Origin of the sequence: Rhizobium sp. YAF28, assembly GCF_052113285.1 — a bacterium.
Lineage (GTDB): Bacteria > Pseudomonadota > Alphaproteobacteria > Rhizobiales > Rhizobiaceae > Rhizobium.
Map to the genome: position 1 here is coordinate 164,418 of NZ_JBFRCX010000012.1, position 21,677 is coordinate 186,094.

The following is a 21,677-nucleotide window of genomic DNA, read 5'->3' on the forward strand; positions in this document are numbered from 1 at the left end:
TCAGAGTTCAAACGGCTGCCGAAATAATTGCTGCGAATTCCGAGGCCTTCAGCGAAGCGCCGCCGACCAGCGCTCCGTCCACATTGCGAAGCCCGAATATCGCCTCTGCATTGGATGCCTTGACCGAGCCGCCATAGAGGATCTTGACCGAATGGCCATCGCTGCCCAGCCGCTCTTCGAGCATCTGCCGGATCGCCGCATGGACCTCCTCGATCTGTTCGTGGGTCGGCACCAGTCCGGTTCCGATTGCCCAGACGGGTTCATAGGCGATGACAAGATTTCGGCTGGTAGCACCCTCGGGGACGGATCCCCGCAGTTGTTCGCCGACGACTTCGATTGCCCGGCCTTCGTCGCGCTCATGGCGTGTCTCACCGACGCAGATGATCGAAATCAAGCCTGCCCGATGCGCGGCAAGCGCCTTCCCCAGCACAATCTCATCGTCCTCGCCGTTCAGGGCACGGCGTTCGGAATGTCCGAGGATGACATAGCGCGCACCGAGATCGGCAAGCATTTCGGCAGAAATTTCGCCCGTGTGGGCACCCGACGACTGCGCGTGGCAATCCTGCGCGCCGATGGCGAGATCCGTATCCTTGACCCGCGCCACGGCGCGGTCGATCAGCGTGAAGGGCGGGCAGACGACGATATCGCACGTCGCACTGCCCGTTAGCCCCTTCAGCGCCTCGATCTCAGCTTGGGAGGAGACGAGACCGTTCATTTTCCAATTGCCTGCGATCAGCTTACGCATGTCATCACCAGCAGCAGAAGCCGCCGTCAACGAGCAGATCGACACCCGTCACGAAACTTGCAGCATTCGAGAGCAGGAAGACCGCAGGACCGACCATCTCATCGACACTGGCCATACGCTGCATCGGCGTCTGTTCTTCGAAGAGCTTGGTCTGATGTACCATCTCCGGCCGGGTGTTCATCGGCGTTGCGGTATAGCCCGGCGAAATCGTGTTGACGCGGATGCCGCGCCCGACCCACTCCATGGCGAACGACTTCGACATATGGATCACGCCCGCCTTCGAGGCATTGTAATGGGCCTGGCTCAAACCGCGATTGACGATAACGCCCGACATGGAGGCGATGTTGACGATCGAGCCGCGGCCGTTCTTCAACATGGCCCGCGCTTCGGCCTGGCAGGACAGGAAGATGCCCTTCAGGTTGATGTCCATCAGTGTCTGGTACTGATCCTCTTCCATCTCCTCGGCGGGATTAGCGTTGGCGATACCGGCGGCATTGACAGCAAGCGAGAGCGCACCGAGATCGGCCTCGGTGCGGGCGACAGCTTCGGCAAGCGACGATTTACTGGTGACGTCGGCGGCAATCTCGATCGAGCGGCGACCGGCAGCCCTGATATGGCTGGCAGTCGTGGCAAGACCGTCATCAGTGCGGCGATCGAGAAGCGCCACGTCGGCGCCGCACTGGGCAAGACCGATGGCGATCCTTTGCCCGATGCCGCTGCCGGCGCCCGTCACGATGGCGACCTGGCCACTGAGATCAAATAGTTTCGGTGCGTTCAGAGAGATGTCGGACACCGCTCTTCCTTTCTGTCTTTGCCTAGATTGTCGCCAGTTCCATGACCGAGACGTCGTTCGCCTCGTCACGCTTCAAAATGCCTGCCTGTTTGCCCTGCGCCAGCACGAGAATGCGGTTAGATACGCCGAGAACCTCCTCGAGATCGGAGCTTACGACGATGACCGCGACGCCCTGTTTGGCGAGGTTGACGATGATATCGTAGATGCCGGCGCGGGCTCCGACATCGATACCGCGCGTCGGCTCGTCCAGCACCACGACCTTCGGATCGCGCATCAGCCATTTGGCGATGACGACCTTCTGCTGGTTGCCACCCGAGAGGTCGGCGGCAAACTGCTCCGCACGCCCCTTGACGCCGAATTTCGCCACCGCCTTTTCGGCGAAAACGCGTTTCACGCTCGAAGTGAGCCAGCGCCCGCCAAGCTTGTCGAGATTGGCGTAGATGATGTTCTCGCTGATCTTGTGTGCAACGACGAGCCCTTGATCCTTGCGATCTTCCGGAACCATCACGATGCCCTTGGCGATCGCATCCGCAGGGCTGCGCAGCTTCAGCGCCTCGCCTTCCAGCCGGACCGAGCCGGCGCTGATTGGATCGGCACCGGAAATCGCGCGCACGAGCTCGGTGCGGCCGGCACCGACGAGGCCGGCAATGCCGAGGATCTCGCCCGCGTGAACGTCGAAACTTACATCCCGGAAGGAATCATCCGGCGACGTCAGGCCGGACACTTCGAGCACGGGCCTGCTGGTCGGCTCGGGAAGGGTCGGAAACATGCGATCGAGCGAGCGGCCGACCATGCTTTCGACGATCGTGCGTACCGGCGTCGAACTGTCGGCAAATTCATGGACGCGCTCTCCGTCGCGAAGCACGACGATGCGATCGGTGATCTTTTTGATCTCTTCCATGCGGTGGGAGATGTAGATGATGCCTACGCCCTCGGCGCGGAGCTTGCGCACCTGCTCGAACAGGGCTTCCGTCTCCGCCCCGCCAAGGGCTGCGGTCGGCTCGTCGAGGATCAGGAGTTTTGCATTGAGCGCCAGCGCCTTGGCAATCTCGATCAGCTGCTGGTGGGCGGTCGAAAGACCGGCAACCTTTCGGGTCGCGGGAATGTGCAGGTTCAGCCGTGCGAGCTGTTCCTGGGCGCGGCGGACCATCTGGGTACGGTCGACCACGCCGTTCTTCATCGGCCAACGACCGATGAAGACATTTTCAGCGATTGAAAGATGCGGCAGAAGCTGCAGTTCCTGATGGATCAGCACGACGCCCTTGTCGATCGCCTCGCGTGGAGCGGCCGGGGCATAAGGCTGCCCCAGCCATGTCATCGTGCCCTCGGACGGTGTGCGTGATCCGGCAATGATGCCTGACAGCGTCGACTTGCCGGCGCCGTTTTCGCCGAGAAGTGCCACCACCTCGCCGGGATAGACGTCCAGGTCCACATTTTTCAGAACCTGGAGCGGTCCGTAGCGCTTGGATATGCCCCTCAGGGAAAGAACCGGCTCGGTCACAGCACACCTCCTCGAGATTTTGACTGATTACGGATGGTTGGCGATGAAGCCTGCCACGTTTTCCTTGGTCGTCAGCGTGGCGTCCATCAGCTGAACCGGTGGCACCTTTTCCTTGGCAGCGAGCTTGACCGCGTTCTCCACCGCATCGCGGCCCATCTTCTGCGTCTGCTGTGTCGCGGTCACGTCGAACACACCCTTGCTGAGGGCCTCGAGCGCAGCGGTGTCGCCATCAAAACCACCGACCACGATCTTTTGCGATGGATTAGCGACCTTGATCGCCTGGGCCGCACCGAGCGCCAGTCCATCTGCCTGGGCAAAGACGATCGAGACATCAGAATTCGACTGGAGCATATTCTGCATGATCTGGAAGCCCTCGTCCTGGCTCCACATGTTGGAATATTGCTCGGCGACGACGCTCACGTCCGGATAGGCCTTCAGGGATTCCTGGCACCCCTTGGTGCGGTCCAGTTCAGGCGTGGTGCCCTTCTGGCCATGGATGATGACCATCTTGCCCTTGCCGCCGGCTTCCTTGAGGATGTAGTCGCAAACCGCCTTGGCGGAGGCGACGGAATCGGTCGCCAGGAAGGTATCGCCCGGAGCGCCTTCAGCATTGCGGTCGACGTTGACGACCGGAATGCCGGCCTGCTTTGCGAGCTTGACCGGCACACTGGCTGCAGCAGCGCCTGCCGGGATGTAGATCAGTGCGTCGATATTCTGGGTCAGCAGGTCCTGGATCTGGTTGACCTGGGTCGGGCCATCGCCCTTGGCGTCGACGGTGAGGACCTCGATGCCACGCTTCTTGGCTTCAGCTTCGACGGACTGCTTGATCTGGTTGAAGAAGTTTGCCTGCAAATTGGCGACGGCAAGGCCGAGCTTCTTGACTTCGGCCGCCTGAACGGATCCGAGGCTGAGGCCAAGCAGGGCGGCAGACGCGAGCAGAGTGCGCGCAAATTTCATGTCAGTTCCTCCGTTGTTAGTGAACCCTCGGGTATCCTCCCCCTCGGGCAATAGCTCCGCTCCAAACCTCTCGGAGAGGAATTTCTTCACGCCCGCATCGTCTGCGGGCGGAATGATCAGGCAGCCCGCCGCTTCCGGATCGTTTCTGCGCCGACAGCGAGAACGATGACGACGCCGATGATGACCTGCTGCAGGAAGGGCGAGACGTTGAGAAGGTTGAGGCCATTACGCAGCACGCCGATGATCAGGACGCCGATCAGCGTGCCGCCAATACCGCCTGCGCCCCCCGACAGAGAGGTTCCGCCGATGACGACGGCCGCGATCGTGTCCAGCTCGTAGCCAAAACCGCTGGACGGCTGAACCGAGTCCAGACGGGCAGCAAGAACGATACCGGCAAGACCTGCAAGGACGGCACTCGCCATGTAAACAAGAATAGTCACGAGCTGGACGTTGATGCCGGCAAGACGAGCAACTTCGGGATTGCCGCCGACCGCATAGAGCATGCGGCCTTCTGCGCGGAAGTGAAGGAAAACCCAGGCGGCGGCGACGACAGCCAGCATCAGGAAGACGGTTGCAGTCAGAATGCCGAAATGGCGGTCAATGGCCAGCATCATGAACCAGTCGGGGAAGCCGACGATCTGCTGGCCGTCGGTGATCATGTTCGCCACGCCGCGCGCAGCCGACATCATCGCCAGTGTCGCGATGAAGGCAGGCACCCTGAACCAGGTGACCATGATGCCGACGATCAGGCCGCTGATCATCGAGGCAATGAGCGCCACCACGATGCCGATGCCGAGCGGCAGGCCGGCGACATTCGCCGTCCAGCCCATCACCATCATCGCGAGAGCCAGGACCGAACCGACTGAAAGGTCGATGCCGCCGATCAGGATCACGAAGGTCATGCCCACTGCCATGATCCCGAGCACGGTGATCTGGTCGAGAATGTTCAGACCATTGCGGACGGAGAGAAATGCATCAGTGCTGAAGGTCAGGAACAGGCAGAGCAAAAGCAGCCCGATGAGCGGGCCGGTTGCCCCCGTGAGCTTGCTTACCCACGTGCCGGACGGACGGCTCTGTTCATTCACGTCGATCGCCACCATCGTTCCTCCCTGGGATTAAGGCCGGCGGCCAATATTTCCTCAAGCAAGAATATTTATTCATGCCTGCTGGAAAATTCATTAACAACTTGCTTAGATGCTGTCAACCAGCTTTCCGGCCGATGAGCGAAGCACAATGACCAATAAGGGGCTTGACTAAGGCCGCTTGTATGCAAAAATATAACTACATGAATATTTATGCACAAGAGGAAACGATGGAGCCTTCCGAACTTGAACGTGTTGCTCGCCAGATACGTCTGCGCGACCTCCAGGCCGTATACGAGGCAGGCGCCGGCCATATTGGTGGCGAGATGTCGGTGATCGATCTCCTCACCGCGCTTTACTTCCGTGTGCTGCATATCTGGCCCGACCAGCCCAAACATCCCGATCGCGACAGGTTCGTGCTGTCGAAGGGCCATACGGCCTGCGCGCTCTATGTGACGCTCGCCAAGCGGGGCTTCATTCCGGAAGAGGAAATCGCGACGTTCCTGAAGCCGCATTCCCGGCTGAACGGCCATCCGAACTGCAACAAGGTGCCGGGTGTCGAAACCAATACGGGGCCTCTGGGGCACGGGCTGCCTGTCGCTGTCGGCATGGCGAAGGCGGCGAAACTCTCGGGCGCGAAATACCACACCTATGTCATCACAGGTGACGGCGAGATGCAGGAAGGCTCCAACTGGGAAGCTATCATGGCAGCATACCAGTTCCGCCTGGACAACCTGACGCTGGTCATCGACCACAATAGGTTCCAACAGGGCGCCTCCCTATCGGACACCAACGATCTCGCGCCGCTTCGCCCCAAGCTCGAGGCCTTCGGCTGGGAGGTCAGCGAAATCAATGGCAATGACATGCACGCGATCGTGCCCGCTCTCGAGCATCGCAGTGACCGCCCGCATTGCATCGTCGCGCACACCAATAAGGGCCACGGCATCTCGTTCATGCAGGATCGCGTCGACTGGCACCACAAGGTTCCGAGCAAGGAACAGTATGAAACCGCATTGGCAGAACTGTCGGAGGCACTCTAATGAACGCGCCCGTAAACCCACCGAAGCTCTATGATTGCCGCGATGCCTTTGCCGCGACGCTCGAACGGCTGGCTGCCGAGAATGAAACCATCGTTGCCGTCTGCAACGACTCGGTCGGCTCCTCCAAGCTCGGCGGCTTCAAGTCGAAATTCCCTGATCGCCTCGTCAATGTCGGCATTGCCGAACAGAACATGGTCGGCGTCGGCGCCGGTCTCGCCAATGGCGGACGCCTGCCCTATGTCTGCGGCGCTTCGCCGTTTCTGACCGGCCGGTCGCTCGAGCAGATCAAGGCCGACATCTCCTACTCGAACGCCAATGTCAAACTCGTCGGCATTTCCTCCGGCATGGCTTATGGCGAACTCGGCCCGACCCATCATTCGATCGAAGACTTCGCCTGGACGCGCGTGCTGCCGAACCTGCCCGTCATTGCCCCCTGCGACCGGATCGAGACCGCCGCCGCCGTCGAATGGGCCGCAAGCTACAATGGTCCCTGCTTCCTGCGCCTGTCGCGCGTCGGCGTTCCGGATCTGCTGCCCGAAGGCCATAAGTTCGAAGTCGGCAAGGCGAACCTGCTGCGTGAGGGCTCCGATGTCACGCTGATTGCCAACGGCACGCTGACCCATCGCATGGTGAAAGCCGCCGAAATCCTGGCCGCGCGCGGCGTCAAGGCACGCGTGCTCAACATGGCGACCGTTCGTCCGATCGACGAGACCGCCATCATCGCCGCAGCCAACGAGACCGGTGCGATCGTAACGGCGGAAGAACATTCGGTCTTCGGCGGCCTCGGTTCAGCCGTCGCCGAAGTGGTCGTCGACAACGCGCCCGTGCCGATGAAGCGTCTTGGCGTTCCCGGCATCTATGCGCCGACCGGTTCGGCGGAATTCCTCCTCGACGAATTCGGCATGGCGCCGGCGGCGATCGCCGATGCGGCAGAGGCGCTGATCAAGCGCAAATAATCTGATAGCAGGTCTATTGAGCCGGGGCGTGCATCCGCCCCGGCCATTGTCTGAGGAGAAGACGATGCGGGCTATTCTGGCAATCGACCAGGGCACCACCAATTCGAAGGCAGTTCTGGTTTCCGAAACAGGAGAGGTGCTTGCCAAAGGCTCGGCCGCCGTCGGCATCTCCTATCCGCAGCCGGGCTGGGTCGAGCAAGATCCCCGCCGGATCTTTGCCTCCGTTTGCGAAGCGATCGCGGCCTGCCTGACGAAAGTGTCCGACGTCACTGTCGAGGCGGTGGCAGTGTCCAACCAGCGCGAATCTGTCACGGTGTGGGATGCTGAGACCGGCGAAGCGCTCGGTCCCGTGCTCAGCTGGCAATGCCGTCGTACCGCGCCTGACTGCGAGCGCCTCATCGCCGAAGGTCATCTCAACCGCGTACAGGCACTTACCGGTCTGCCCCTCGACCCGATGTTTCCCGGATCGAAATTCCGCTGGCTGCTCGATCGCGTTCCGGCCGGACGCCGCGTGCATCTCGGCACGATCGACAGCTGGCTAATCCATTGCCTGACGGGTGGACGCCGCCATGTCTGCGATGCCTCCAATGCCGCCCGCAGCCAGCTGTTCGACCTCAATGACCAAGTCTGGAGCGAAGAACTCGGCCAAATCTTCGGCGTTGATATTACCCTGCTCCCTGAAGTGCTCGACAGCTCTGCCGATTTCGGCACGACACAGGGGCTTCCCGGCATTGCCGATGGCACGCCGATCCGCTCCGCCATCGGCGACAGCCATGCAGCGCTCTTCGGTCACGGCGCCTTCAAGCCCGGCGACGGCAAGGTGACGTTTGGAACCGGTTCCTCCGTCATGACGACATTGCCGCGCTTTATCGCGCCGCAAAACGGCATCACCACGACGGTCGCCTGGCGGATCGCTGGCGTGCCGACCTTCGCCTTCGAAGGCAATATCCTTGTTTCGGCCGCAAGCCTTCCCTGGATGGCCGGCATTCTGGGCCTTCCCGATGTGGCCGCCCTCGTCGACCTTGCGGCGACGGCCGAGCCGGGCGGACCGGGATTCGTGCCGGCCTTCGTCGGCCTTGGCGCCCCCTATTGGAGTTCCGACGCCCGCGCTCTCTTCGCTCAGATCAACTTTTCCACGACCCGCGCCCAGATGGCCCGCTCGGTGACGGATTCGATCGCCTGCCAAGTGCATGACGTGATCGCCGCCATGCGCGCCCAGAGCGGCGGTCAACTCGGCGCCCTATACGTCGATGGCGGCCCGAGCCAGAACCGCTTCCTGATGCAGTGCGTATCCAATCTCATCGAACATGCCGTCATACAATGCCAAGCGCCGGAGGCTTCAGCCCTCGGTGCAGCCTATTTGGCCGGGCTTTCGCTCGGCCTGTGGAAGGATCTCGATGTGATCGAGGCACTGCCCCGAAGCACCGAAGTGATCCGCCCCGAAGAGATCGACCGCATCGGCCTTCTCAATACATGGAATGATGCGCTGGCCCGCTCGACGTCGCGACCGACACCGGTTAAATGTGAATAAAAATTCAAGCCGGTATCGCCCATGTCCCGCCTCAACGAACTCCGCCTGATTTCCAGGGTTGCCCAGATGTACCACATCGAAGGGCGGCGCCAGGCGGAGATCGCACAGCATCTGCGGCTTTCCCAGGCGACTGTCTCGCGAATGCTGAAGAGGGCCGAGGCCGAGGATATCGTTCGAACCAGCGTCATCCCGCCGGTCGGCACCTATAGCGAGCTCGAGGGGGCGCTGCGACAAAAGTTCGACCTTCCCGAAGCAATTGTCGTCGAGTGCAGCGAGGACCGGGACGGGGCAATCATGGCCCGGATCGGGGAAGCCGCAGCCCATCTTCTGGAGATCACACTTTCACCTGGCGAGATCGTCGGGGTGTCGAGCTGGAGCCAGACCATCTTCAAGATGGTCGAAAACATCCATCCGCAGAAAAGCGCCCAGGTAAAATACGTCGTCCAGACCCTCGGCGGCATGGGCGACCCCTCGGTGCAGACACATGCAACGCAGCTCACCACGCGGCTTGCTCGCCTCACCGGGGCCGAACCCAAATTGCTTCCCGTACAGGGCGTGACGACGTCGAGGGAAGCCAGGCTCCTGATGCAGTCAGATCCCTTCGTCCGTGAGACCATGGATCTCTTCGGCAGCATCACGCTCGCCATCGTCGGCATCGGTGCGGTTGAGCCGTCCGAATTGCTTGCCCGTTCCGGCAACATCTTTTCGTCGCGGGAACTCGCCGATCTCGCCGAGGCCGGCGCCGTCGGTGACATTTCACTGCGTTTCTTCGACAAGGACGGCAAACCGGTGAAAACGCCGCTGGATGACCGGGTCATAGGCCTTCCACTCGAGGACCTTGCGCGGGTGGATCGGGTCATCGCGCTGGCTGGCGGCGCGAAGAAGACGGCAGCGATCTCAGGCGCCCTTCGCGTTGGCGTCATCGACATGCTGGTAACGGATAAGTTTACCGCTCAACGATTGATCGACGTATAGGAACTCGCCAGCGAACCAACTGGTCCCGAGAACGGCGCGGAAAATATTGACGTCATGACGTTTCGCCGTGAGGGGTTGCGGTTTGTTCGGGAGTGGTAGCTGTTGGTACAATGGTGACCAATCCGCACCTCTATCGCTTGTTTCAGGCGATCGGGAGTTTATCGCATGCCGCAGAGGCCGGCGTCCTTCATCACCCCGACGATGCGGCTGATATTGCTGGCCGCCATCTGGATCTCCAGACAACGCTCCGCGGATGGCTTGACGTGGCGTCGAGCACGGTGCCGGTGGCACTTCTAGAAGCGACGGTTAACAAATTCTTAGATTATTCGACGCAAATCTCGTCACCAGTTGCCCCAGGAGAAACAGGCCTGAAAACGCGCCGCGTTTTCGGAGGTGCTTCTTCGATTTCCGCCGCCTGTTCTGGATTAGCGCAATGACTATCATCTCGCGAATTTTAAAGATCAAAAGCCGTTCCCACATCCGCGTCGAACGTCAGAGGATCGGCATTCACGACAAGATCCCGGGCACGAGAAAGAAGCGGAGCGGCCACGCAAGGCGGCGCCTGGGAAGCTTGATCGCCGGCTTCGTATTCGGCTTCCTACTGATCGGAGGTCGCCTCCTCCAGTATGGGCTGGCTGAGCCGTTTGCCGCCAGCTCGCTTGGCAATCCCAACAGCGTCGCCTCCCGGCCCGACATCATCGATCGCAACGGCCAACTCCTTGCTACCGACCTGAACATGGTCTCCCTCTATGCAGACCCCCGTCGCATCATCGACGCCGACGAAGTGGTGGAGAAACTCGCAGCCGTCATCCCGAGCCTCGATTGGAGGGAGACCCACAAGAAACTCAAGATGGACAGCGGCTTCCAGTGGTTGCGGCGCCAACTCACGCCGAGGCAGCAAGCTGACATCCTGGCCCTTGGCCTTCCCGGCATAGGCTTCAGACCGGAAAAACGTCGCTTCTATCCCGGCGCGCGCGCTGCGTCGCATATTCTCGGCCACGTGAATGTCGACAATCAAGGACTGGCCGGCATGGAGCGGTATCTCGACCAGCAGGGCCTGGCCGATCTGAGGGCTGTGGGACTGACATCTGGGGTTCCACTTGAGCCCGTCAGGCTGTCGATCGACATCCGCGTCCAGAACATCGCCCGAGAGGTCGCCGCCAAGGCGATGAACGCCTATCAGGCAGACGCCGCCGGCGCACTCGTTCTCGATGTCGAGACGGGCGAGGTCCTGGCCATGGCCTCGGTGCCGGACTACGACCCTAACGAGCCGTCGCGCACATTGGCGGACGGCAGACCGGACAAGGACTACGAGAAAGGCTGGTTCAATCGGATCAGCAATGCGACATTCGAAATGGGCTCGACCTTCAAGAGCTTCACCCTGGCAATGGGCCTCGACGCGGAAAAGATCACACTAAACTCCGTCGTCGATGCATCCCGTCCGATCCGCATGGGCGGCTTCACGATCAAGGACTTCAAAGGCAAGCACAGGCCCCTGTCGATCCCGGAAGTCTTTCAGTATTCGTCGAACATCGGCACCGCCGCCGTCGCGGATATGGTCGGCATTGAGGGGCATCAACAGTTCCTGACCAAGCTCGGCCTTCTCTCCAAGATGGAGACGGAGATGCCGGGTGTCGCAACGCCGACACAGCCACGCACGTGGAAGAAGATCAACTCTGTCACGATCTCCTTCGGCCACGGCGTCGCGACAACCCCGCTGCAGACGGCGTCTGCGGCCGCATCTCTTATCAATGGCGGCAACCTCATTTCGCCGACCTTCCTACCACGGTCGCCGGAACAGGCCGCAGCATTGTCGCGAAACGTCATCAAGCAAAGCACGAGCGCGGATATGCGCTACCTCTTCACCTGGAACGGGCTGAAGGGCTCCGGCCGCGGCGCCCAGGTCGAGGGCTTCAACGTCGGCGGCAAGACCGGCACCGCCGACAAGGTCGTCAATGGACGCTATGCCAGCGACCTGAATTTCAACGCCTTCGTCGCGGCCTTTCCGATGGATAAGCCGAAATACATGGTTCTCTCGATCATCGATGCCCCGAAAACCGGCGAGCACGGCGGGCGAACTGCAGCGTCAACCGCTGCTCCGATGGTGAAGGAAATCATTGGTCGAGCAGCCCCGCTGCTCGGCGTCCAGCCTCGCTTCGGTTCGAATGATGTTCCCTATTCACTGATCAGTTACTGAGCTATCCGCCAGGATCTGCGAGGTGCGCCGCACGTCGCTGCGACAGCGATCCGCCTCGGTCTATGCGCCCGAAGCCTAGGAATGATTTCTGGCCGGTCGGCATCATGCCGAGGCGCCGCAGCGCCCATGGTCCGTCGCCGCAACATAGAAAGTGTCAGATGAAAGTCGCTTCGAACAGCTCACGCGCATATTCGTTGTGCGTTTTTCCATCTTGCAGATCCCGTTTCGAGAGCTCGTCGACGAACCGGCCATCCTTCATGATCAGCACGCGATCGCACATATGTGCGATTACCGCCAGATCGTGACTGACAAGCACGTAGGTCAGCCCCATCTCGTCGCGTTGGTCCGCCAGCAGATTCAGGATTTCCGCCTGTATCGAGACATCGAGCGCCGAAGTCGGCTCGTCGAGAAGCAGGATCGGCGGGGAGAGGATCAGTGCCCGCGCGATTGCGACACGCTGGCGCTGGCCGCCGGAAAGTTCGTGAGGGAACCGGTTTGCAAATGCGGCCGGCAGACCGACCTGGCGCAGAGAACGCTCGACGCTTTGCCAGATTTCTTGTTTGCCCATCGCCCGCAAAGGCTCCGCGAGTGCCGTGCCGATCCGGTGGCGCGGATGTAGCGAGCCGTAAGGATCCTGGAACACCATTTGAGCGCATTTAAGGTCGTCGAGGCTTCTCGACTTGCCGACGGTGCGACCGGCGAGCGTGATTTCGCCCGACCAGCCTTTTTCCATGCCTGACAGGCATCGCAAGACAGTGGATTTGCCACAGCCGGATTCGCCGACGATGCCCAGCGTTTCCCCACGAGCGACGCTGAAGCTGATGTCCTTGACGACATGATTTTGCTGTTTGCCGGACGAGAATGTGACGTTGAGGTCGCGGACTTCGATCATCATGCTCTCTCCAGGTCGATCTTCGAGCGGTCGAGGACCGCAAGCCGCCGGACGGGATGTCGCGGATCCGGCATCGCGGCGATCAACCCCTTCGTATAGGGGTGGCTGGCATCTTCCAGCCGTGTCAGCGTCTCGACGATGCGCCCCGCATACATGACGATGATCCGCTCACAGAAGGCGGAAACCATCCGGATATCGTGACTGATCAGCAGCAGGCCGGAATCGTTCTCCCGGACGAGTTCGTCCAGCAGCGTCAGCACGTCCTTGCGCACGCTGACATCGAGCGCCGAGGTCGGTTCGTCGGCGATGACGAGCTTCGGCTTGGCAAGCAACATCATCGCAATCATGACACGCTGCCCCATGCCACCGGATATCTGATGCGGATACTGCGCCATCACGCGCTCTGCGTCCCTGATGCGAACGCGCTCGAGCATTGCCTTGGCGGCAGCGCTCGCCGCTGCACCACGCAGGTTGAGATGCAGGCGAGCCGCTTCGGCGATCTGCTTGCCGACAGTCAGCACAGGATTGAGCGAATAGCGGGGGTCCTGCATGATAAGCGCAATATCCTTACCGCGTATCTTTCCCATCTGCCTCTCGGACAGAGACAGAAGCGGACTGCCGTCAAGTTCGAGACGCCCTGCCGAGACGGTAGCGCCTGCCGACAGAAGGCGCATGATTGCGCGACCGGTCGTCGATTTCCCGGAGCCGGACTCGCCGACGATGCCGACGCGCTCGCGCCCGACTTCGAAGCTGACATGGGAAACGGCAGGCACGGCGTTCCTGCCGAAGCTGACATTGAGGTCTTCGACGGAGAGGACTGGCTTCATATCAGGACCTTGCATGACGGGGATCCAGAATGTCGCGAAGCGCGTCTCCTGCGACATTGAAGGCGAGGCTGGTGACGAGAATGGCAACACCCGGCATAACCGCAACCCACCAATAGTCGAGCATGAACTTGCGCCCGCTCGATATCATCGCGCCCCATTCGGGCGCCGGCGGCTGCGCGCCCAATCCGAGGAAGCCGAGCGAGGCAGCCGTCAGAATGATGCCTGCCATATTCAGGGTCAGGCGTACGATCACCGACGGAATGCACATGGGAGCGATATAGACGAACAGGATGCGCAGGGGCGAGGCGCCATAAAGGCGGGCCGCGGCAACATAGTCGGCATTCCTGACGACCAGCGCTTCGGCGCGCGCCAGGCGCGCAATGGGCGGCCATGCCGTGAGCGAAATGGCGATGATTGCCGTCGTCAGCCCTGCTCCGAGTGCGGCGGCGAATGCCAGCGCCAGGATCAGCGAGGGAAAAGACAGGACGACATCCGTCGCCCGCATCAAGAGCGCGTCCGTTCGACCTCCGAAGAAGCCGGCGACAACACCGATCAGCAGACCGATCGGGCCAACGATAAGGGAGATCGAAAGGACAGTCTGGACGGTGATCCGCGTCCCGTAGATCAGACGGCTCAGAATATCCCGGCCGAACTCGTCGGTGCCTGCCCAATGCGCGGCGCTCGGCGGCTGCAGCGCGTCGGACAGGACCTGGATGTTGGGATCATAGGGCGCGAGCAAAGGCGCAAGGATCGCGACGACGCAGAGCACCGCCAGAATGACGAAGCCGGCCATGCCGAGCGGTTCCTGCCCAAGTCTTGAGACGATCCGCATCGTTGAGCCCGAGATCCGTGCCGGTAGGCTCGGTGGGCGCACAGTGAGGTCGGTTTGGATTGCATCGCTCATTGAGCAGCCTCCCGAGTCCGCGGATCGAATATCGCATAGGCGATGTCCGCCAGGAAATTGAGGAACATGAAGATGAAGCCGATGATGATGGTGGCGGCAACGACGGCGTTCATGTCGCCGATCATCAGTGCGTTCGTCATGTATTGACCGATACCCGGCCAGGAAAAGACGATCTCCGTCACGACGGCGCCTTCCAGGAGGCCACCGTAGGAAATAGCCAGGATAGTGATCAACTGGACGGCGATATTCGGCAGGACGTGACCGATGACGGTGCGTGCCGGGCCGACACCCTTTGCACGCGCGGCAATCACGTAATCCTGGCTCAATTGCTCAAGCGTGAAACTGCGGGTCATGCGGGTGATATAGGCCATGGCGGCATAGGCCAGGATGACAGCCGGCAGGATGATGTGACCAGCCGCGTTCCAGAAGATCTCCGTTTCTCCCTGCAGCAGGCTGTCGACGAGAAGTAGCCCCGTCTGCGGCGTCACCATGCCCTCGTAGAAGACATCGACACGGCCGGGGCCTCCAACCCAGTTCAGTCCGGCGTAGAAGATGACCAGGCCGACGATCCCGAACCAGAAGACCGGGATCGAATGACCGACAAGCGCCACGATCCGGGCGATCTTGTCGATAAAAGTGTCTCGAAAGAGCGCCGCCGTCAGCCCAAGCGGGACGCCGACGAAGGTCGAGATCAGGATCGCCAGGGTGGCGAGTTCGAAGGTCGCGGGAAATGCCTGGGCAAGATCCGAAGAGACCGGATTGCCTGTCAGCACCGCCGTTCCGAAATCGCCATTCGCGAGACCATTCAGGTAGATCAGGAACTGCTGGTAGATCGGCAGGTCAAGGCCGAGCTTCTGGCGCATGGCGGCATAGGCCGCTGGATCTGCTAGCTCGCCGACGATCGCTCCGACCGGATCAGCGGGAAGAATACGGCCGATCACGAAAGTGACGCACAGCAGGATGAACAGGCTGACGGCGAGGTGTGCCACCCGGAGCGCCAGTTCCTTGACGGAGAGTTCCTTCATGATCGGCGACCTTGCTTAATCGGTCTCGGCTTTCGTGACGCCCTCAAGGCGCGTCGTCTGGTTCGGATGGCCGACATAGCCATGGACGTCACCATTCAGCACGATGGGCTCGAAGCGCTCGAACATCGGCAGGACGGCCGGCTTCTGATCCACGAACATCTTCTGCATCTCGACGTAGAGTTCGCCGCGTTTCTTCGGGTCTGCCTCGAGCGAGGCTTTTGCCGTCAGAGCCGTCAGTTCGGGAATGTCCCATGCCGAGCGCCAGACGAAGTTACCTGCATTGTTTGCCTCGAGAGAATTGTCGGGATTGGAGGCGAACTGCTCCATCGCCCCGAGCACATTCGGCATGTAGGCGCCTGTCTGCGGAATGAGGAGATCGAAATTCCGGGCACGGTGGGCTGCGATGATGTCGGATCCGTTGCCCTGCTGGATGTCGACCTTAATGCCGATCTGAGCGAGCGAAGCCTGGATTGCGGTGGCAAGATCGATGCGGGGCGTCTGTGCGATGGTTTTCAGACTGACCGAAAAGCCATCCTTGAAGCCAGCTTCGGCAAGAAGCGCCTTCGCCTTGGCGACATCGAGGTGCCAATCGGGGCTTGGGATTGCATATTCGAAGTTTTCGGGAACAGGCACTGTACGCGCGCGCCCGTAGGGACCCATGATGGTCTTCTCGATCCCCTTGTAGTCGATACCGTAGGCGATCGCTTCGCGCACCTTCGGGTTGGACAGGTATTTGTTGCCGGCATTCATCGACAGCACGTAGAAGCCGCCTGTGGGCACACGCTGGATCTCGAAGCCCTTCTTGTTGTCGAAGGTGGCGAGATCCGACGCGGTCATTGCGCTTGCTATGTCGATATCGCCGCGCTCCAGCATCAGGCGCTCCACCTGGCTTTCGGGAACATGGCGGACGATGACGCGGCGCATCTTCGGAGCACCCCCAACATAATTCTTGTTGGCGTCGAGAATGACAAGTTCATTGGGCGCCCAGCGGTTTAACGTAAACGGTCCGGAGCCGGCCGAATGGGTTCTCAGCCAAGCGTTGCCATAGTCGTCGTTGGCGACATGCTTCTGGACTTCAACGCTGTCGACGACGCTCGCAATGACCATGGCCAGACGGTAAAGCAGAAGCTCCGATGTCACCTCGCCCGAAAGATCGATGCGCACCGTCTTGTCGTCGACGGCTTTGACCAGTTGATCGACATTGTCCTTCGTATAGCCGACGCGCTTGAGGTTGGCGGCTGCGGCCTGATCGAGCTTCAGCAAACGGCCGAGCGAATAGACGACGTCCTTGGACGTCACCGGATTTCCGGAGGCGAAGGTCGCATCGCGCAGTTTGAACGTGATCCCCTTGTCATCGACCTGCCAGCTTTCAGCAAGCTGCGGCACGATCTTGCCGTCAGGCGTCGAGGCAACCAAGCGGTCGTAGAGATTCGACATGATTTCGTTGGCCTTGGCCTCCGTCGCCTGCTGCGGGTCCAGCGAAAGAACCTGGGCAAGCGAGGTGCCGATGACCAGCTGATCGGCAGGCGTGGCCGCCCGAAGTGCCGGCGCCGCCAAGGTCAGCGCGCAGAATGCGACGCCAACAAACAGGCTTCTAGAAAAATGCTTCATTGCAACTCCTCCCTGAGTTACTATACAAGACATAATATGTCGTCCGTATGTCGTATTATGACTTTTCAAAGAAGTTTGCAAGTGCCATGCGGACGAGGACGAGAAAATGGGGAACAACGAAATGGTGGCGGGCACGCGTGGCAGACAGCGTTTGGCGCAGCAGGTCATCGACCAGCTGCGCATGCAGATCGAAACGGGACAGCTTCGCGAGGGAGATCAGCTTCCAACCGAACCGCAGCTTGAGGCGGCCTTCGGGGTCAGCCGTACGGTCGTGCGGGAGGCGATCGCCGACCTGCGCGCGGCCGGATTCGTCCGTCCCGTTCAAGGCAAGGGTGTCTTCGTCTCCGATCCCAAGGCACATGGCAGGCTGATCCTGACGCCGGTCGAAGTCAAGAGCATTCCGGAAACGCTGGAATTGCTGGAGTTTCGCATGGCTGTCGAAGGAGAAGCTGCCGCTATTGCCGCCTATCGCCGAACAGCCGAACAGGAGGCGGCAATTCGGCTTGCCAACCGGAAAATGGCCCAACTCATCGAGAGCGGTGACCCCACAGTCGAGGCCGATTATGAATTCCATACCGCCATAGCCAATGCTTCTAACAACAGATTCTACATCGATGCCCTGCGTCATTTCGGACCGCGCGCGATCCCGCGCGGCCAATTCCCGACCTTGCCGGAGGCCAATGACCGCGCCTATCTCGAAAAAGTCCATGCAGAGCATGGTGAGATCCTGGCGGCTATCGCCGAGCAGGATCCCGACCGCGCGAGACAGGCCATGCGCGCGCATATGATGGCGAGCCAGCGACGATACCGGATGCTTGCAGAGCAGCAATGAGGCTCGACAACCGCAGAAATTCATATTATGTCATATGACATGATTTGAATGATCGGGAGGTTAATCGTGTATTTGGGAACCCAGGTCGCTGCGCGGGACGACGATGATTTTCGCGTTTTTGCTCAGCTAGGCGTAAAGCATATTTCCGCTGACCCGCCCGGTGCGCCGTCGAGCTGGACGCTGGAGAACCTCGAGCGTCATCGTGATCATGTAGAGAGCTTCGGCCTCGTTCTGGACATGATCCAGCTTCCCCTCCCCTCCAAGCCGATCGAAAAGGCGTCCTATCCCGATATCATGCTCGGAGGTCCGGAACGCGAACGGCAGATCGATGCCGTCTGCCGGATGATCGAGAATTGCGCAAAGGCCGGGATCCCCGCCACGAAATACAATCTCAATCTCATCGGCATTCCCAGGACGGAGCTCGAAAAAGGCCGCGGCGGTTCTCTGAACGAAGCCTTTCGCTGGGAAAGGGCCGATCAGCAGGCCGCGCCCGGTCTTGCCGGCGTCCTCTCAGAAGATGAGAACTGGGAGCGCATCGACTACTTCCTCGAGCGCGTGGTTCCCGTTGCCGAAAGCAACAGGGTGCGCCTTGCCTGCCATCCGCACGATCCCTATACGCCACCGGGCTATCGCGGCGTCACCAGGGTCCTTGGCACTGTGGATGGACTGAAGAAATTCGTGCAGATGCACGAAAGCCCCTATCATGGCCTGAATTTCTGCCAGGGCTCGATCGGCGAGATGCTCGACAATCCGCGCGAGGAGATCGACGACATCATCCGCTGGTTCGGCACGCGCGGAAAGATCTTCAATCTGCACTTCCGCAACATCAGTGGCGGCAAACTCTCCTTCATGGAAACGTTTCCCGATGAAGGCGACATGGACATGGTGCGGTCGCTGAAGGTCTACCGCGAGGTCGGCTACAAATATATGGTCATGCCAGACCATGTGCCGCGCATCAGCGGCCGCGACGCGACGGGCGTCGCCTTCAGCTTCTGCTACGGTTACATAGCCGCGGTGCTCGAGGCGATGGAAGCCGGTCATATGTGAGCGAGGCGCTCACCTTCAATCAGCAACTATTCAAGGAATTCAACATGGATCCCAACGCCATCAAGAAAGCCGTGGGCGACGGCCTCCTCTCCTTCCCGGTGACGCATTTCGACAGCGAGAACAAGTTCAATGAAGCCGCCTACCGCGACCATGTGAACTGGCTGGCCGGTTTTGATGCAAGCGCACTTTTTGCCGCTGGCGGCACGGGCGAATTCTTCTCCCTCAATCCGGCCGAAATCCCCGCCGTCATTCGCGCCGCCAAGGCTGCCGCAGGCAAAACGCCGATCATCTCCGGCACTGGCTATGGCACGTCACTTGCCATCGATATTGCGCGCGCTGCCGAAAAGGCCGATGCCGATGGTCTGCTCCTTCTTCCGCCCTATCTGATGTTTGCCGAGCAGGCCGGGCTTGTCGCCCATGTGAAGGCTGTCTGCCAGTCGGTCGGGATCGGCGTGATCGTCTATAACCGGGACAACGCGATCCTGTCGGCCGACAGCATCGCTCAGCTTTGCGATGAGTGCCCCAATCTCGTCGGCTTCAAGGACGGTGTCGGCGACGTCGATCGGGTCATCGAGATCACGACCAAGATTGGCGACCGCCTTGTCTATGTCGGCGGCATGCCGACCCACGAAGTCTACGCTCAGGCCTATTTCGCCGCCGGCGTTACCACATACTCCTCGGCCGTCTTCAACTTTGTGCCGGCTCTTTCGCAACGGTTCTACAAGGCGCTCAGGGCAGGCGACCAGAAGACCGTCGACCAGATCTTGAAGGATTTCTTCTTCCCCTTCGTTGCGCTACGCAATCGCAAGAAGGGCTATGCAGTCTCCATCATCAAGGCCGGGCTGAAAGTCATCGGCCGCGATCCGGGCGCCGTGCGCGCTCCGCTCACGGATCTGACAGCCGAGGAGCTTTCCGTGCTGCAGTCGATTGTCGAGGCCAACGGCCAGGCGAAGCTGGCCGCGGAGTAAGACCGCGCCATCGGCGCTGAGATTCATCGTCGCGTTGCGGCGACGATCGGCGTGACCGCCGCTCTCATGCTCTCCGGCGTCGTGCCGGTGACGATAACGCCAAGCAGAGGGGCCGCAATACCCGCGTCCCTCAGCTTCGGCATATCATCCGGCACAAACTTCTTCTGGCTTGGCGCGATGACCGGAATACCCGCCTTGCTCGCGATGGTCCGGTAGCGATCAAGATCGGTCCCGTCGAGCGGCTTTCCATAGTCTGCAAAGGAAGCGACCGAGGCTTCCATCATCGCACCGGGAATGTCGAGAATCTTCGTCAGGTCCTCGTCGGTACTCGCCTCGCCAAGCGCAGGAATGGGCCGTAGCTTCGATTGCAGCAGATGCTGCTGCATGTCGCTGACATAGATGTTGAATCCCTCGAAACCTAGATCGGCGAGCGCGTCCATCTCTTGCGGGCTCGGAACCCTTTCCTGCCCGGCCATGACAAGAAGCGGCACGCCGAGCGTTGCAAGATCCTCGAAAAACGGTCGCTCTTCGGCAAAGCTGCCGAAGGTGGTGCCTGTGGCGCGATGATAGGCGTTGAGATGGACCTTGATCGCAAAGGCACCCGCGTCGATAGCAGCCCTGGCGAGGTCGAGATCGTGACGCGCGAGCGAGACGATGATCGGGAATTCGCCCTCGCGCAGCGCTTTTGTTAGCCTGGTTTCCGGATAGGAAGGCATGGGAACGGCCTCAGTTCAGACGCTGGCCACCATCGGCGGCGAAGAGGTGGATACTGGAGAGCTCCGGTCGGACGCGGATCCTCACGCCCGCAGACATCGATACGCGCTCACGAAAGACGCCGGTAACCTGCGTCTCGCCGAGCTTCATCGTCACCTGGGTTTCCGAACCCATCGGCTCGACCAGGACAATCTCGGCCGGCACGCCAGCGTCGTCGAGCGAGAAATGTTCGGGCCGGATGCCGTAAACAGCCTCGCGGTCGCTCAATTCAGGTGCAGTCTGTGGCAGTGGCAAGACAATGCCGGGTGCCGCGAAGCCCTTGTCGGTGATTGTGCCGTTCAGGAAATTCATGGATGGCGATCCGATGAAACCGGCCACGAACTGGTTGGCCGGGCGGTCGTAGAGGTCAAGCGGCGCGCCAATCTGTTCCACTCTGCCAGCGTTCAGCACGACGATCTTGTCGGCCATGGTCATGGCTTCCACCTGGTCATGGGTGACATAGATGGTCGTGGTCTTGAGCCTCTGGTGCAGGCTCTTGATTTCGCCACGCATGACAACGCGCAGTTTGGCGTCGAGGTTCGACAAAGGTTCGTCGAACAGAAAAACTTGCGGATTGCGAACGATCGCTCGGCCCATGGCGACGCGTTGGCGCTGACCGCCGGAGAGCTGGCGCGGATAGCGATCGAGAAGCTGAGACAGGCCGAGAATATCGGCCGCCCATTTCACCCGCTTCGCGATCTCCGACTTGCTGGTACCGCGATGCTCCAGTGAGAAGCCCATATTGGTCGCGACCGTCATATGCGGATAGAGCGCGTAGTTCTGGAAGACCATGGCGATGTCGCGATCCTTTGGGTCTAGATCGTTGACCACCCGCCCGCCGATCCTGATATCTCCGCCGGTAATCGTCTCAAGCCCGGCGATCATCCTGAGCAATGTGGACTTGCCGCAGCCCGAAGGCCCGACCAGCACGACGAATTCGCCGTCGCGGATGCCAAGGTCGGCGCCATGAATGATGTCGAGTGCACCATAACTCTTGCGGACATGGGAAAGGGTAACGTCAGCCATGAGGAAAATCCGGTT

At 60.7% G+C, this 21,677-nt stretch carries 21 protein-coding genes; 9 read left to right on the plus strand and 12 right to left on the minus strand.

All coding sequences use genetic code 11. From position 1 onward, the window contains the following. Positions 1-7 precede the first annotated feature (7 nt). The 5 genes from tpiA to AB4Z13_RS25755 all read right to left on the minus strand — a co-directional run bounded on the left by tpiA (position 8) and on the right by AB4Z13_RS25755 (position 5,096). Complete coding sequence (gene tpiA, locus AB4Z13_RS25735; RefSeq protein ID WP_442207145.1) at positions 8-745, minus strand: triose-phosphate isomerase; 738 nt, start codon at positions 743-745, stop codon at positions 8-10. A 4-nt stretch (positions 746-749) separates the two neighbouring features. Continuing rightward, positions 750-1,538 (minus strand): SDR family oxidoreductase, encoded by a 789-nt coding sequence (locus AB4Z13_RS25740; RefSeq protein ID WP_113321778.1) that lies wholly within the window; start codon positions 1,536-1,538, stop codon positions 750-752. 22 nt (positions 1,539-1,560) lie between these two features. Then, positions 1,561-3,039, minus strand: coding sequence for a sugar ABC transporter ATP-binding protein (locus AB4Z13_RS25745; RefSeq protein WP_442207146.1), 1,479 nt, complete (start codon positions 3,037-3,039; stop codon positions 1,561-1,563). Positions 3,040-3,066: 27 nt separating this feature from the next. Further along, positions 3,067-3,996, minus strand: a complete 930-nt coding sequence (locus AB4Z13_RS25750) for a sugar ABC transporter substrate-binding protein (RefSeq protein WP_113298805.1) — start codon at positions 3,994-3,996, stop codon at positions 3,067-3,069. A gap of 116 nt (positions 3,997-4,112) precedes the next feature. Beyond that, positions 4,113-5,096, minus strand: coding sequence for an ABC transporter permease (locus tag AB4Z13_RS25755; RefSeq protein WP_310382361.1), 984 nt, complete (start codon positions 5,094-5,096; stop codon positions 4,113-4,115). 212 nt (positions 5,097-5,308) lie between these two features. Here AB4Z13_RS25755 and AB4Z13_RS25760 point away from each other — a divergent pair, with 212 nt between their 5' ends. From AB4Z13_RS25760 to AB4Z13_RS25785, 6 genes are all read left to right on the plus strand, one after another. Further along, complete coding sequence (locus AB4Z13_RS25760) at positions 5,309-6,118, plus strand: transketolase (protein ID WP_113324572.1); 810 nt, start codon at positions 5,309-5,311, stop codon at positions 6,116-6,118. Then, positions 6,118-7,074: a transketolase family protein gene (locus AB4Z13_RS25765; RefSeq protein ID WP_113324573.1), complete on the plus strand. Its 957-nt coding sequence runs from the start codon at positions 6,118-6,120 to the stop codon at positions 7,072-7,074. Before AB4Z13_RS25760 ends, AB4Z13_RS25765 begins: the two co-directional genes overlap by 1 nt. A gap of 64 nt (positions 7,075-7,138) precedes the next feature. Next, entirely contained in the window at positions 7,139-8,605 is a 1,467-nt protein-coding gene (locus AB4Z13_RS25770) for an FGGY family carbohydrate kinase (protein ID WP_442207147.1), read from the plus strand. A gap of 21 nt (positions 8,606-8,626) precedes the next feature. Further along, entirely contained in the window at positions 8,627-9,580 is a 954-nt protein-coding gene (locus AB4Z13_RS25775) for a sugar-binding transcriptional regulator (RefSeq protein WP_310382358.1), read from the plus strand. Positions 9,581-9,690: 110 nt separating this feature from the next. Then, complete coding sequence (locus tag AB4Z13_RS25780; protein WP_162748105.1) at positions 9,691-10,017, plus strand: hypothetical protein; 327 nt, start codon at positions 9,691-9,693, stop codon at positions 10,015-10,017. Beyond that, positions 10,014-11,777, plus strand: coding sequence for a peptidoglycan D,D-transpeptidase FtsI family protein (locus tag AB4Z13_RS25785; protein WP_442207148.1), 1,764 nt, complete (start codon positions 10,014-10,016; stop codon positions 11,775-11,777). Before AB4Z13_RS25780 ends, AB4Z13_RS25785 begins: the two co-directional genes overlap by 4 nt. 154 nt (positions 11,778-11,931) lie before the next feature. On the opposite strand, the gene AB4Z13_RS25790 is transcribed toward AB4Z13_RS25785, so the two are convergent. The 5 genes from AB4Z13_RS25790 to AB4Z13_RS25810 are packed head-to-tail and all read right to left on the minus strand — an operon-like array spanning position 11,932 to position 17,036. After that, the gene (locus AB4Z13_RS25790; RefSeq protein ID WP_439018850.1) at positions 11,932-12,669 is read right to left on the minus strand and encodes an ABC transporter ATP-binding protein; all 738 of its coding nucleotides are present in this window, start codon (positions 12,667-12,669) and stop codon (positions 11,932-11,934) included. Next, positions 12,669-13,511, minus strand: coding sequence for an ABC transporter ATP-binding protein (locus AB4Z13_RS25795; protein ID WP_439017515.1), 843 nt, complete (start codon positions 13,509-13,511; stop codon positions 12,669-12,671). Before AB4Z13_RS25795 ends, AB4Z13_RS25790 begins: the two co-directional genes overlap by 1 nt. Beyond that, positions 13,498-14,400 (minus strand): ABC transporter permease, encoded by a 903-nt coding sequence (locus AB4Z13_RS25800; RefSeq protein ID WP_442207149.1) that lies wholly within the window; start codon positions 14,398-14,400, stop codon positions 13,498-13,500. The genes AB4Z13_RS25795 and AB4Z13_RS25800 overlap by 14 nt, the downstream gene beginning before the upstream one ends. After that, complete coding sequence (locus tag AB4Z13_RS25805; protein ID WP_113324578.1) at positions 14,397-15,425, minus strand: ABC transporter permease; 1,029 nt, start codon at positions 15,423-15,425, stop codon at positions 14,397-14,399. Before AB4Z13_RS25805 ends, AB4Z13_RS25800 begins: the two co-directional genes overlap by 4 nt. Positions 15,426-15,440: 15 nt before the next feature. Further along, on the minus strand, positions 15,441-17,036 hold the full coding sequence (locus tag AB4Z13_RS25810) for an ABC transporter substrate-binding protein (RefSeq protein WP_442207150.1): 1,596 nt from the start codon (positions 17,034-17,036) through the stop codon (positions 15,441-15,443). Between the two features lie 121 nt (positions 17,037-17,157). On the opposite strand from AB4Z13_RS25810, the gene AB4Z13_RS25815 reads away from it, so the two are divergent. The 3 genes from AB4Z13_RS25815 (at position 17,158) to kdgD (ending at position 19,883) form a co-directional block, all read left to right on the plus strand. Then, on the plus strand, positions 17,158-17,868 hold the full coding sequence (locus tag AB4Z13_RS25815; protein WP_442207168.1) for a FadR/GntR family transcriptional regulator: 711 nt from the start codon (positions 17,158-17,160) through the stop codon (positions 17,866-17,868). Positions 17,869-17,934: 66 nt separating this feature from the next. After that, a complete protein-coding gene (locus AB4Z13_RS25820) occupies positions 17,935-18,915 on the plus strand; it encodes a mannonate dehydratase (RefSeq protein WP_442207151.1) in 981 nt (326 codons plus the stop codon). A 44-nt stretch (positions 18,916-18,959) separates the two neighbouring features. Beyond that, positions 18,960-19,883, plus strand: a complete 924-nt coding sequence (gene kdgD / locus AB4Z13_RS25825; protein WP_113324612.1) for a 5-dehydro-4-deoxyglucarate dehydratase — start codon at positions 18,960-18,962, stop codon at positions 19,881-19,883. A 23-nt stretch (positions 19,884-19,906) separates the two neighbouring features. Here the strand turns inward: kdgD and AB4Z13_RS25830 are convergent, their stop codons facing one another. Both AB4Z13_RS25830 and AB4Z13_RS25835 read right to left on the minus strand, forming a co-directional pair. Further along, entirely contained in the window at positions 19,907-20,599 is a 693-nt protein-coding gene (locus AB4Z13_RS25830; protein ID WP_442207152.1) for a hypothetical protein, read from the minus strand. A 10-nt stretch (positions 20,600-20,609) separates the two neighbouring features. Beyond that, on the minus strand, positions 20,610-21,662 hold the full coding sequence (locus tag AB4Z13_RS25835; RefSeq protein ID WP_113324583.1) for a sn-glycerol-3-phosphate ABC transporter ATP-binding protein UgpC: 1,053 nt from the start codon (positions 21,660-21,662) through the stop codon (positions 20,610-20,612). Positions 21,663-21,677 lie beyond the last annotated feature (15 nt).